Source organism: Lentzea sp. NPDC003310 (assembly GCF_040610935.1).
Classification (GTDB): Bacteria; Actinomycetota; Actinomycetes; order Mycobacteriales; family Pseudonocardiaceae; genus Lentzea.
Genome location: NZ_JBEXNC010000029.1, coordinates 24,191 through 36,810, shown reverse-complemented (window position 1 = coordinate 36,810; position 12,620 = coordinate 24,191). Strand labels below are relative to the sequence as shown.

The window sequence follows — 12,620 nt, the reverse complement described above, 5'->3', positions numbered from 1 at the left end:
CTCGTCCGACTCCTCAGGAGGCGTGGAGGTGGCTCGAACAGACACACCGATCGACCGCGCGAGCGCGGCCGACATGATGTCGTTGGCCTCGGCCATGCAGGTCGGCGCGGTGATCGTCCTGGAACGGGATCCGGGCGACGTCGTCTCCCTGCTCGCCGAGCGAATCAGGACCGTTCCGCGGCTGCGCCGGCGTCTGGTCCGGACGCCGTTCGGGTGCGGTCGTCCCATCTGGGTCGACGACGCCGGCTTCGACATCGCGAAGCACGTCGACCGACTGCGGTGCCCTTCTCCCGGCGACGAACAGGCCTTGCTGGACATCGCCTCGACGCTGGTGACCCGCCCGCTACCGCTCTCGTCACCGTTGTGGTCGGCCACGCTGATCACCGGACTGGCGGGGAACAGGGCGGCGCTGGTCTTCGTGTTCCACCACGTGCTGTCCGACGGCATAGGCGGCTTGGCGGTGCTGGCGAAACTGGTCGACGGCGCGCCTCGTACCGAGCCCGCGCCCTTCCCAGCCCCCGCGCCGTCCCGCGGCCAACTCGCCAAGGACACCTGGTTCAGACTGCCCCGCCCCATCTCGTTCGCCGGGCTGCGGCGGCCCTCAGCCGGTGCGCGTTGCTCGCTGAACCAGCCGACCGGCCCACGGCGTCGGCAGACCATGGCGCGGGCCGACGTCTCCCGGTTGCACACCGCGGCCCACCGCTGTGGGGGCACGATCAACGACGCCTTGCTCACCGCCGTCACCGGTGCGCTGGCGACTTTGCTCGCCAGCCGCGGAGAACATGTCGACGAGCTGGTCGTCTCGGTTCCCGTGTCCACTCGTCGCATGACCACGGCGGATCATCTCGGCAACAGCACCGGCGTGATGCCCGTGGCGTTGCCGACGAGCGGTACGCCGCCGTCGCGGTTGGCTCGGATCGCCGCCGTCACCCGTTCGCACAAGAAGTCCCCCGCCTCGGTCGTTCCGGTCTTCCGATTGCTGAAGGCGATCGGCGTGGCGGAGTGGCTCACGAACCACCAACGCCTGGTGCACACCTTCGTGACCAACGTGCACGGCCCCGATCAGCCCCTGAGTCTGGGCGGCACACCGATCGTCGGACTCCTCCCGTTGTCCGCCACCACCGGCAACGTGACCGTGGCCTTCGCGGCACTGTCTTACGCCGGCGCGCTCACCGTGACCGTGGTCGCCGATCCCGACCGCGTGCCCGACCTGGCCGTGCTCACCGAGGCGCTCCAGGTCGAGCTCGACCTGCTCCGCTGAACGTAGTCGTGGTCCCCGCAGTACGACGGTTCCCGCGACACGGCACAGGCTGGTCCTCGATCCCATCAGCCGCCGACATCACGACGTGGAAGACCGTATCTGCCGACCAGTCGAGCGTGTTCCACGGGCCAGTATCATCTTGGCCGCGGCGTCGGCCGCCACCACGACGGGAACCGACAGGAGCGCCAGCACCCAGCCCAGTCCGGAGGGAGCGCTTCCGCCGAGAAGGTCCGGCAGCGGGGGCACGAAGAGGAACACCGCGAGCACCGCGAGCTCGAAGGCCACCGCCCACACCAGCAACCTGTTCCCCCGCAGTCCCATCTCGAGCACCGGTCTGCTCGCGCTGCGGCACGCGTAGGCGTTCGCCAGCTGACCCAGCACGATCGCCGCGAACGCGGTGCCGGAGGCGGTCGCGAGCAACGCCGCGTCCGGCGTCTCGCCGAGTCGCCAGCCGCCCACCACCAGCACCGTGAGGAAGGCCAGCATCGCCGCGGTGGCCTCGCTGAGGCCCAGCACGAGGAAGGCGCGGCGCACCAGGGCCCGGTCGATGAGCGACCCCGTGCGCAAGCGTCCCACCATGGTGCGCTTGTTCGGCGGCTCGGCGCCGAGGGCGAGTGCCGGGAGCAGGTCGGTGCCGATGTCCAGGGCGAGCACCTGCAGCACGCTGATCGCCAGCGGGATCGAGCCTCCGGACAACGCCCACACCACGAACGGCGTCAGCTCGGCGACGTTGTCGGTGAGGTGGTAAGTGAGGAAGCGGCGGATGTTGGCGAACGTCGCCCTGCCCAGTTCGACCGCGGCGACGATCGTGCCGAAGTGGTCGTCCAGCAGCACCAGGTCGGCGGCCTCCCTGGCCACGTCGGTTCCGGACGAGCCCATCGCCACGCCGATGTCGGCCGCCCGCAGCGCCGGGCCGTCGTTGACGCCGTCGCCGGTCATCGCGACGACGTGTCCTCTGCGCTGCAGGGCTGTCGCGATGCGCAGCTTGTCCTCGGGCGTCACTCGCGCGACCACGACGCCGTCCTGGTCCAGCAACGTCCCGAGCTCGTCCTGGTCCTCGGGCAGGTGCCGCCCCTCCAGCACGAGGCCGTCCGGGCCGAGCAGACCCACCTGTTCGGCGATGGCACGAGCGGTCGTGGGGTGGTCTCCGGTGATCATGGCGAGGCGGATGCCGGCGGACCGGCAGGACGCGATCGCGTCCGCCACGTCGTCGCGCGGCGGGTCCTGCAGTCCCACGAGGCCAAGCAGTTCCAGGTCCCGTTCCGCGTCCTCCCAGGTTCCAGCTGTACCCGGCCTTCGCGCCACCGCCAGCACTCTCAGGCCGCGGTTCGCGAGGTCCTCCAACGCCTCGTGCGCGCCTGGCGTGGTGCCGCACAGCGGCAGCACCGAGTCCGGCGCGCCGGTCACGTGCACACCGTCCGAGTCCGCCACCGAAGAGCGGCGGCGTCTCGGGTCGAACGGGAACCGCAGAGCGTCCTCCGAGGTGCCGTCGACGTCCAGCCGGGCGGCGAGGACGTGCAACGCGACCTCCATCGGGTCGCCGACCGGCTGCCAGCGGCCGTCGTGCAGCAACGCGTGGGCCGTGGGAGAGCACCGCTTCGCGCTCGACGCCAGCGTCCGCACCCCGTCGACGGCCTCGGGAGTCCCGTCGACCGAGCCGATCGGCTCGTAGCCGTTGCCCTGCACGGTCACTTCTCCGCGAGGGGTCCACACCCGGACGACGGACATCTCGTTGCGCGTCAACGTGCCTGTCTTGTCCGTGCAGATGAACGTGGTGGCGCCGAGCGTCTCCACCGCGTCGAGTCTGCGCACCAACGCGTTCTTGGCGGCCATGCTCTGGGCAGCGCGAGCCAGCGACAGGGTCACCGTCGGCAACAGCCCCTCCGGCACCAGGGCGACGGTGACGCCGATGGCGAACAGGAACCCGTCGGAGAGCGGTAGTCCCAGCAGGACGGCGACCCCGAAGAACGCCGCACCGACCGCGACCGCCATCAGCCCCACGACGAGCACGACCTTGTGCAGTTGCGCCGTCAGCGGACTGCGCGGTGGTTTCGCCTCCTGCGTCAGCGCCGCGATCCCGGCCAGTTCGGTGCGCCCTCCGGTCGCCGTCACGACGACGGCGGCCTCGCCCTCGGCCACGTATGTCCCGGCGTGGACTTTCTGCCCCGCCTCTGGCCGCACCGGCACGCTTTCCCCGGTCAGCATCGACTCGTCGACCGCGAGCCCCGCCGCCACCAGCACCTCACCATCAGCGCAGACCCGAACTCCCGCCTCCAGCACCAGTTCGTCGCCCACCACGAGTTCGGAGGCGTCGACCTGCCGGAGGTGCCCGTCGCGGCGCACCGTCGCCTGAGCGGGCATCAGGTCGCGCAGGCGCTGTGCCGCGCGATCGGCCCGGAACTCCTGCGCGAAGGCGAAGAGCCCGTTGAGCAGCACGACGACGACGATGGCCACGGCGAGTGCGGGCATGCCGGCGATCCAGGCGAGGACAGCGGCCGCCCAGAGCATCAGCGCGAAGAAGTGCGCCAACTGCTCCACCAGCAGCAGCACCGGATGCCTCCGCCGAGGGCGTGGCAGTGCGTTCGGCCCGTCGTCGCGCAGCCGCCTGGCCGCTTCGGCGGAGGAAAGTCCCGTGGTCGCCACAGTCATGTCCGCATTCCAGCGCGAACGCGAGCGGCGACACAGGGCGTGACGTCCCTGTCGACTCGGGACCAGTGCACGTGTTCCACCCACCTCGGGCGAGAGTGGCGCCGCAGACCGCGCACGGCTCAGGCCTGCTGCGTCCGCGCGATCTGTTCGCTCAGCGACGGCCGCACCAGCAACACGGGACACGGCGCGTGCCGGAGCACGGCCTGGCTGGTCGATCCCAGCACCATCCCGGCGAGCCCTCCGCTGCCGCGTGCCCCCACGACGAGAAGAGCGGCCCCTTCGGACTGCTCCACCAAGTGGTGGGCGGCGGAGCCGTGTACGACGTGCGTGGTGACCTTCACCCCTGGATGCCGGTCGGCGCAGGCGTTGAGCCGTTGCGAGACGAGGGCTTCGCGCGCGGTGTCGAGCTCCGACCACACGATGCCCACCGACGCGGCGATCCTCGCGGTGCGCAGCGGCGGCTGCCAGGCGTGCACGGCCACCAGCCGCGTCCCGCGTGCCTCTGCCTCCTCGAACGCCCTGTCCAGCACGTACCAGTTCTCCGGCGCGCCGTTCACCCCGACGACGACGGGACCGTCCGGTGCGGAGTCGTCATCACGTACGACGACGACCGGGCAGAAGGCGTGGCAGGACAACGTGACCGCGACCGACCCGAGCACGAGCCCCGCGAAACCCCCGAGTCCGCGAGAACCGACGACGACCAGTGCCGCGCTCCTCGACTCCCGCTCGAGCAGCCGTGAAGCGGACCCGATCTCGATGCGCACCTGCACCCCGACGTCGGGTGCGGACTCCCCCGCCGCCGCGATGGCGGACTGCACCCACCGCACCGCCTCCTCGTGCAGGGCGCGTCTGGCCGAGCCCGAAGGATCGAGAGCCTCCACCGGCAGTGGTGGTTCGGCGTGAACGATCCGCAGGGACGCACCCCGGCGGGCCGCCTCCACCGCCGCCCAGCGCACCGCCCCGCGCGCCGACTCGGACCCGTCGAGGCCGACCACGACGACGTTCCTGTGTCCGATGGGGACGGTCACGGCTCACCTCCCCGTCCAGTCCGACGCGACGCGCTCCCACTCGCTCTCCCACCGCCGCGAACGGATCCGCCGGTGCGCGAACCTCGCGACGAAGTACAGCAGCGCGGCCGATCCCGCAGCCGCAGCCCACAACAGGACCGCGAGGAAGATGGCATCGATCACGGCGCCTTCGGCGCTGATGGGCGCGGAGGTGACATCTCCGTCCTCGTCCACCCAGATCGGCACCTTCGCCCCGGCCACGGCGTCGTAGTGAGCCTGCACAAGGCCCTGCCGGGCACTTCCGTCCGGTAGACGCCACCTGGCGAGCACGGGCGCCGTCTCCACCGCGCCACCCCGTTCGGAGGCGCCGATGGTCTCGGGCGCGTCCTCGACCAGAACCGCGTCGGCGCGGCTGCGGGTCGTCTGCTCGACGGCGACGCGCGCGCGTTCGGCGGCGAAGATCTCGGATCCCGCCGCGGCGGCCACCGGGACGGCCGTCAGCGCCACCGCCACGCCCAGCAACAGCACGGCGCTCTCGAACCGGTCGCCGAGCGTCGCGAGTTCGTTGCGATAGGGGAAGGCTTGCCGGACGAGCCTGGCCATCGGTGTCGCGATCATGGTCCACCTCCTGCTCCCAGGTTTCCGCGTGGAGATCCCGGCCCCCAGGGACCAACGGCTCGATCCCGCTGAGGCCGTGGTCTCGCCGAAAGTGAGCCCGTGCCGTCATCGCCGATCACGCGTAGTCCGGCGCTCGGGGAGCACCATCACGACGAGCGCAACCGTGAAGACCGCGACCACGAACGGCTCGGCCGGGTCGAAGCCGCGCGCTCCCTCGATTCCCGCCCAGCTCTGTGACACCAGAGCCACGACGTAGTTCACCTGGTACAGCGCTCCGAACACGAGCACGGCCGTCGCGAGGACGAACCCCTGGGGATCGCGGCGCCACAGCAGGACCGAGGCCAGCACGCACATCGGCGCGAAGAACGTCAGGTCCAGCACGTACGCGAGGTGTACCGCCGCCATCGGGAGCACGAGTTCGCTCTCGTCCGGCGGTGTTCCGGTCACGGCGAACCGCAAGGACTGGAAGACCCAGGTCCCCGCGAGCCCGACGCCGGCGAGCGCCAACACCGCACTGACCGACCTCACCGGCGTGGACCGCCGGAACCGTTCGCGAACCCCTGCGGCGTCGACATCGCGCCACAGGAGCACCGCTACCGTGACCGACATCGGCAGCAGGGCCGCGTGGACGAGGAAGAGGCCGTTGAAGGCCGATCCGATCGCGTAGATCGCATAGTTGTAAAAGGCGTACATCATCGACCCGAGCCAGACCGTTCGTGCCAGGACCGCGCCTCTCCGCTCGGCCACCAGGGCACCGATCAGCACCGGCGTGGCGAGCACGAGACTGACGAGGTCGTACGCCCGCAGCTCCGCGACCACCTCCGGCGGGTCCCGGTAGAGACCGGGCACCAGCAGGCCGGCCGCGGACGACGCGGCCATCAGCGCCACGACCACCCACGACACCAGTCTCGCGGTGTCACGGCTGTCGGTCCGAACGCTCGTGCTGTTCATCTCCGTCTCTCCCTCGGCGCCGGTGGTCACGTGAAGACGATCTATTCGAGGCTCGGCAGACCTGGAGGCCCGCGACCGTGTCCGAGATCAGCAGGAGATCCGGGCTAGTCGTGTTCGTGCCCGTCCGGCAGTTCCCGCCCGGTGAAGCCGACGTGCGCCTCACGCCGTGTTCTCTCGACCATGTGCGGGTAGTGCAGGTCGAACGCCGGCCGGTTCGACCGGATGCGGGGTAGTTCGGTGAAGTTGTGCCGCGGCGGCGGGCACGAGGTCGCCCACTCCAGAGAGTTGCCAAAGCCCCAAGGATCATCGACGGTGACGACCTCGCCGAACCGGTAGCTCCTCACCACGTTCCAGATGAAAGGCAACGTCGAGGCGCCGAGCACGTACGCACCGACGGTGGACAACGTGTTGAGCGCGGTGAAGCCGTCCGTCGGGAGGTAGTCGGCGTAGCGGCGGGGCATGCCCTGGTTGCCCAGCCAGTGCTGCACCAGGAAGGTGAGGTGGAAGCCGACGAAGGTGGTCCAGAAGTGCACCTTGGCCAGGCGTTCGTCCATCATCCTGCCGGTGATCTTCGGGAACCAGAAGTAGATGCCGGCGAACGTCGCGAACACGATCGTCCCGTAGAGCACGTAGTGGAAGTGCGCCACCACGAAGTACGTGTCCGACACGTGGAAGTCCAGCGGTGGAGCGGCGAGCAGCACCCCGCTGAGGCCGCCGAAGAGGAACGTGACGAGGAAACCCACGGAGAACAGCATCGGCGACTCGAAGGTGAGCTGCCCCTTCCACATCGTGCCGATCCAGTTAAAGAACTTGATGCCGGTCGGGATGGCGACGAGGAAGGTCAGCAGGGCGAAGAACGGCAGCAGGACCGCGCCGGTCGCGTACATGTGGTGCGCCCAGACCGCGAGGGAGAGCGCCGCGATCGACAGCGTCGCCCAGACCAGTCCTTTGTAGCCGAAGACGGGTTTGCGTGAGAACACCGGGACGATCTCCGAGATCACCCCGAAGAAGGGCAGCGCGAGGATGTAAACCTCGGGGTGGCCGAAGAACCAGAACATGTGCTGCCACAAGACGACTCCGCCGTTGGACGGGTCGAAGACGTGCGCGCCCAGCAACCGGTCCGCGAGCAGCCCGAACCCGGCGGCGGTCAGGATCGGGAAGACGATCAGCACGAGGATGCTCGTGACCAGGACGTTCCAGGTGAAGATCGGCATGCGCCACATGGTCATCCCGGGAGCGCGCAGGCAGACCACGGTCGTGACCATGTTGACCGCACCGAGGATCGTGCCCAGACCACCCACCGCCACACCGACGATCCACAGGTTCGCGCCGACACCGGGCGAGTGCTCCGCGCCGGAAAGCGGAACATAGGCGAACCAGCCGAAGTCGGCGGCACCGCCCGGCGTGACGAACCCACCGAGCATGATCAGCCCGCCGAAGAGGAAGAGCCAGAACGACAGGGCGTTGAGCCGCGGGAACGCGACGTCCGGCGACCCGATCTGTAGCGGCAGCACGAAGTTCGCGAAGCCGAACACGCTCGGCGTGGCGTACAGCAGCAGCATCACGGTGCCGTGCATGGTGAACAGCTGGTTGTACTGCTCGGCCGACAGGAACTGCAGCCCGGGCCGCGCCAGTTCGCCCCTGATCAGCATCGCCATCGCCCCGCCGATCATGAAGAAGGCGAAGGTGGTCACGATGTACATGACACCGATCTGCTTGTGGTCCGTGGTGCGGAACAACCCCAGCAGCGACGAGCCCTTGAGCGAGGGACGCCGGGGGCCGGGGTCGACCTCGACCGGCGCGGGAACCAGTGCTGTCACGGATCTCTCCAGTGTCGTCCGAAGGGGAACCCCGCCAGGGTCGTCCAGCCCGCGCGGGACCTTCAGGGCCCAAGGTCATCACCGAGCAGGGACCTTCCCGCGCGGAGACTCACCAGCGTTCGGCGAACACGAAGTAGCTTTCCTCCTCCTGCGCGAAGTGCAGGCGCAGCACGGCATCCAAGCCGTGCAGGGTCGCGGAAGTCGCCGACATGGTCCTCGGTCATCCCCAGCGTTCGTCGACGCCGGGGATAGCTCGTCTTCCTCCGCCCGTTCGTGCGGCAGCAGCCGGGCACGACCTGTCGGTAGTCGGAGCCTGCACGAGCTGTCTCAGGGTCGCGGTAGCCCTTCTCGGCGGGCTCACCTGCTCCTGTTCTTCACGGTGCCGGCGAGCACCGCACTGGCGCTCGTCCACACCGGCGCCGTTCCACTACTCCGCAGTGAAGCGAGCCGGGGCGTGACGTCACTGCCGAACAGGGACCATGTTCCCTGTCTCGCCCCACGTCCCCGCCAGGACCCTGGGTCTCATGGACACCGACAGCTACATCGCCTTCCTACTCGTCAGCGCGTTGCTGGTGACGCTCGACGCGGTGATCATCACGTTCAGCGGACGCAAGTACCTCCGCGACAACGAGCACCCCGGCGTCAGCCTGGCCGCGAGCTGGCTGACCACCACGTTGTTCACCCTGATCGTGCTCGGGCTGGTCGCGCTGATCTCGACCACTGACCTCCCCGTGGAGGGCGACCTGCAGAAGCTCGTGACGAAGCTCGGGATCGTGCTGCTCCTGCTGGCCGTCGCCCACGCCATCACGATGGCGGTCCTGACCCGCCTGCGGGACGAGGAGCGCCAGGAGCACTTCGCCGACGAGCTGGCGGAACAGAGCCGCGGTCACAACCGCGGACCCGAGGTTTCGCGGTCCATCGAACGCGACGAGCCTTACTCGGCCGTGTGAGCTCGAAAGGTCGCGATGACCACCGAGGCCGGCCGTCCGCCCACCACGCCACCGCCTGGGCGGAGCGCCGGCAGGCAGGGCAGTTCCCGACGCCGTCCAGAACTCCCACGCGACCGGATCAGCGGGTATGCCACCACAGCAGTGCGGCGAACTCCACCAGGGACTTACGCCTGCCGGCGTCCCGCAGCCGCCGGGCACTACGGCTCTGTCCTCCGCCAGCAAGTGCGCCGATGGTGTTGGTATGACTGAGATTCTCGTCGCTTACGCGACCAAGATGGGCGCCACGAAGGAGATCGCCACACGGATCCGATCGGCCTCGCATGAGGTGACGCTGCAGGACGCCGCGGATGTGAAAACTGTCCAGCCCTACAAGGCCGTCGTCCTCGGGAGCGCGCTCTACGCGGGCCGCTGGCGCAAGGAAGCGGTGAGACTACTCACCCGCAACGAGAAGCTTCTGCACAGCCGTCCACTGTGGCTCTTCCACAGCGGTCCGCTCGGCAGCGAGATCACTCCTCAACCGGCACCGCGCAAGGTGCGGGAGATCGCCGCCCGCCTGGGCGCCGAAGAGCCCTTCACGTTCGGCGGCAGGCTGACGCGGGAGACCGCGACGGGCTTCATCGCGAGGAAGATGGCGCAAGGGCCGATGGCCGGTGACTTCCGGGACTGGGAGGAGATCGACCGCTGGGCTTACACGATCGGCCAGCGGCTGGTCGCGGCTCGCTGACGCGCCGCCACGCACGCGACCGAGGTGACGACGTGCATCACGCACTCCTTCTCCTCATGCGACGCTGCAGAGTGCCCCAGCCAGCGAGCCGAGCACCATTTCACCGGACGGGGTGAGCACCGCGCGAACCCGCTGCCCTTGTCTGCACCTGTGCGCCGCCCTGACCAAACCTCCGGCGCACAGTTCGTTCGTCGCGGTGAAGTCGCACCACAGGCCGTCCACCGCGAGGCTTGGGACGGAGCCGCCTGAGAGTTCGGCACGTCCTTCGGCGACCGCCTTCAACATGGCTCGGTGCCGTGCGGTGTACCCGTGGATGCTCATCGGACTTCCCTTCCCTCAACGGTTCTCGTGGTGAGGCAAGGCTGCTCTTCCAGACCGGGTGTGACGCAGATCCCAACGCGCTCACCTGGCCGGGACCATCGTCACGAACTCGACGAGGACCGGTCGCCCGGCCCTCCCGGCGTGCCCACACGTCCCGGGCACCAGGCCTCGGCGACCCGCGTCGAGAGGTCCCGGCCAGATCGGGACCAACGACCGCGTACCGACCTCCGTCAGTTCGGCACACGTGCGCCTGGCAGGGACTTTGGTCCCACCCCGGAGCCGTCGTTGCTGTCTACGCCTGGTGCGACCAACGGAGGCTGGTAGTGCTCGCCAAGGCGGTGAGAGTCGGGGACATCGACGGACCGAGGTTGACCATGGCTACAACACAGAAGCAAGTAGACAGGAGGCTACCGATCGGCGGTCCGACCACCCCGAACCACGCTCAGCGGCCCGCACCGCGTGCACTTCCAGACCTCCTGCGGATGGTGGCGAGCCTCTGGTTTGGACCCGAAGAGGAAGAATAGTCGTCCATCAGGCCAGATGAAGCCTGTCTTGAGCATGTCGCCTGTCCCGGAGCACCTTCCTCCTCGAAGTTAAGGGGTGCTACCGACGCGCTCCTCATCGACGAGAGCGTCCCGCGTGAAGGGGTGTGCCTATGACGTTGTCAGTCCAGTTCTCATCTTCGGAGTCGCCTGCACCTGTGAACAACCCCGTAGAGGGCGCGCAGACCGCGATCGACGAGGCCCGCCTACCAGCGGACATACCCACGGGCGAAACGGTCCAGGTTCTGTTCACGCCCGGCCAGGCCGCAAGGCTGTTGCAAGTGCGTGAGTCCTGGTTGCGCCGTCGCGCCGCCCGACGCACGATTCCGTGCTCCTTCCTGGGAAAACACCTACGCTTCTCCCGTAACGACATCGAGAAGATTGCCGCAGCTGCCGAGCAGCCCACGAAGTCGACTCGTATCGAAATCCGCACGTCGCTCACCTCAAATCGCAGGCGTTCCGGACGCAATGAACACATTTAGGTTGCCCTTTTCCTTGAAACGAGCGTCCATGTAGACGCACCGGATAACAGCACATCCGAAACCGCTACAAAGGAGAGTGGATGGCCTGGGTAGAGAAGCATGGCTGCGACTGGCGTGTCCGCTACCGGCTTGACGACGGAACTGTTTACTCGGAGAACGGGTACCCGACGAAGGCAGCTGCGGAGCAGCGTGCGCTGGATGTGGAGTCCGATCAGCGGCGGAAGCAGTTCGCTGATCCGCGGTTGGCCAAGACCACGATCGACGAGTGGATCCGGCAGTGGTCGGACGCTCAAAACGTGAGCCTGAAGACGTGGGAGACTTATGACTCTCAGCTGCGCAATCACATCTTGCCGTTTTGGTCCGGCACAGCACTTGGCGACATCCAGCGGATCAGGGTGAAGGGTTGGGTGAACAAAGTCTTGCGGACCAAGCTCGCCGACGCCAGCGCTCGGCTCGTTGTCGTGCTCTTCTCACAAATCATTGGAGAAGCGGTCGACGAAGGTCTGATCGGATCGAATCCATGTCGCAAGCTGCGAATCACCTTTGCGGATTCGCCGGAGCGACCCCACGCCAGCACAGACGAGGTGGACGCCCTGGCTGGCAGGATGCATCCCGATGACGGACTGTTGACGATCACAGCCGCTTATACCGGTTTGCGCTGGGGCGAACTGGCCGGCCTGCAGTGGATCAGGACCTACCTGGACGCCAATCCCCGCGTTGTGGTGGACCCGGTTTTCGGTGCATTGCACGACGTACATGGACAGGCGCTCTTCCTTGGTGCACCGAAGACGCCAGCCAGTGCCCGCGAGGTTCATCTGCCACCGTTTCTCGTGAACGAACTGCTGGCACACCGCGAGCGCAATCCGGACTCCAAGTTTGTTTTCACCTCGGCGCGTGGCGCACTGCAACGGCGAGGCAACTTCCGCGCGCGCGTTTGGTTGCCCGCGCTCGCGGGCGACGAGGCGCTCGGGTGGGCACCGATCAAGGAAGGAATGCACTTCCACGACCTGCGTCATACGCACGAGACCTGGCTCATCGAGGAGGGCGTGCCGCACGTACTTCGGCTTGAGCGGTTGGGGCACAAGCGCAAAGAAGTCCACGACCGGTACTCGCACGTCACGGATGCAATGATCAGCAGGATGCTGCAGCAGCTGCAGCACCGCTGGGAAGAGGACGGCGGATGGTCCTGGACCATCGACAGTTCGAACGAAGACCGGTGAACACCTTAGAAACCACGAATGTGTTCATGGCCCCTGCTCCCAATTTGCTCCCAATCAACGCGAAAACACCCCTCG

At 68.1% G+C, this 12,620-nt stretch carries 10 protein-coding genes; 5 read left to right on the top strand and 5 right to left on the bottom strand.

The window, feature by feature from the left end; genetic code table 11:
• Nucleotides 1-28: 28 nt before the first annotated feature.
• The gene (locus ABZX02_RS40815; protein WP_355306971.1) at nt 29-1,261 is read left to right on the top strand and encodes a wax ester/triacylglycerol synthase domain-containing protein; all 1,233 of its coding nucleotides are present in this window, start codon (nt 29-31) and stop codon (nt 1,259-1,261) included.
• Between the two features lie 78 nt (nt 1,262-1,339).
• Here the strand turns inward: ABZX02_RS40815 and ABZX02_RS40810 are convergent, their stop codons facing one another.
• The 5 genes from ABZX02_RS40810 to ctaD all read right to left on the bottom strand — a co-directional run bounded on the left by ABZX02_RS40810 (nt 1,340) and on the right by ctaD (nt 8,306).
• Entirely contained in the window at nt 1,340-3,910 is a 2,571-nt protein-coding gene (locus tag ABZX02_RS40810; RefSeq protein WP_355306969.1) for a cation-transporting P-type ATPase, read from the bottom strand.
• A 119-nt stretch (nt 3,911-4,029) separates the two neighbouring features.
• Entirely contained in the window at nt 4,030-4,938 is a 909-nt protein-coding gene (locus tag ABZX02_RS40805) for a universal stress protein (RefSeq protein WP_355306967.1), read from the bottom strand.
• Nucleotides 4,939-4,941: 3 nt separating this feature from the next.
• On the bottom strand, nt 4,942-5,535 hold the full coding sequence (locus ABZX02_RS40800; protein ID WP_355306965.1) for a hypothetical protein: 594 nt from the start codon (nt 5,533-5,535) through the stop codon (nt 4,942-4,944).
• A gap of 105 nt (nt 5,536-5,640) precedes the next feature.
• Complete coding sequence (locus ABZX02_RS40795; RefSeq protein ID WP_355306963.1) at nt 5,641-6,486, bottom strand: hypothetical protein; 846 nt, start codon at nt 6,484-6,486, stop codon at nt 5,641-5,643.
• Nucleotides 6,487-6,590: 104 nt separating this feature from the next.
• Complete coding sequence (ctaD, locus tag ABZX02_RS40790) at nt 6,591-8,306, bottom strand: cytochrome c oxidase subunit I (RefSeq protein ID WP_355306961.1); 1,716 nt, start codon at nt 8,304-8,306, stop codon at nt 6,591-6,593.
• 524 nt (nt 8,307-8,830) lie between these two features.
• Here ctaD and ABZX02_RS40785 point away from each other — a divergent pair.
• From ABZX02_RS40785 to ABZX02_RS40770, 4 genes are all read left to right on the top strand, one after another.
• Nucleotides 8,831-9,256 carry a hypothetical protein gene (locus tag ABZX02_RS40785; protein WP_355306960.1) on the top strand — a complete coding sequence of 142 codons (426 nt, stop codon included), beginning with the start codon at nt 8,831-8,833 and terminating at the stop codon, nt 9,254-9,256.
• Between the two features lie 241 nt (nt 9,257-9,497).
• A complete protein-coding gene (locus tag ABZX02_RS40780) occupies nt 9,498-9,980 on the top strand; it encodes a flavodoxin domain-containing protein (protein WP_355306958.1) in 483 nt (160 codons plus the stop codon).
• Nucleotides 9,981-11,001: 1,021 nt separating this feature from the next.
• Nucleotides 11,002-11,325: a helix-turn-helix domain-containing protein gene (locus tag ABZX02_RS40775; protein ID WP_355306956.1), complete on the top strand. Its 324-nt coding sequence runs from the start codon at nt 11,002-11,004 to the stop codon at nt 11,323-11,325.
• 80 nt (nt 11,326-11,405) lie between these two features.
• Nucleotides 11,406-12,545 carry a tyrosine-type recombinase/integrase gene (locus ABZX02_RS40770; RefSeq protein ID WP_355306954.1) on the top strand — a complete coding sequence of 380 codons (1,140 nt, stop codon included), beginning with the start codon at nt 11,406-11,408 and terminating at the stop codon, nt 12,543-12,545.
• Nucleotides 12,546-12,620 lie beyond the last annotated feature (75 nt).